Annotated in this window: 1 protein-coding gene; it reads right to left on the reverse strand. The window is 29.9% G+C overall.

The annotated features are described in order from the left end of the window. Positions 1-345 (reverse strand): transposase (locus HMPREF3046_RS01710; RefSeq protein WP_141755512.1); only part of this gene is annotated, 345 nt, incomplete at both ends.

Consider the following 345-nt stretch of genomic DNA (forward strand, 5'->3'; position numbering starts at 1 on the left):
TTTGTTAAGTCATTATCGTGATCTTTTTTAATCTCAGGTATGATTTTATTTGTTACCAATTCATGATAGAGTGCTTTAGAATCTTCATTCATCTTTGTCTCATGGTTTTGAATACTCTTTTTCCATACAAATGTATATCGATTGGCATTCGCCTCAACTTTCGTACCATCAATAAAAATGGTTTGATCATCTATAAGATGTTGTTTCAAACACTGACTATGAAATTGAATAAATAATGATTCTAATAAAGCATCTACTTTTGGATTGACTCTAAATCGATTAATCGTTTTATAAGAAGGCTTTTGATTTTGTGATAACCACATCATCCGGATGCTATCATTAAGT

The sequence above is a fragment of the Staphylococcus sp. HMSC070D05 genome, from assembly GCF_001815595.1.
GTDB lineage: Bacteria > Bacillota > Bacilli > Staphylococcales > Staphylococcaceae > Staphylococcus > Staphylococcus hominis.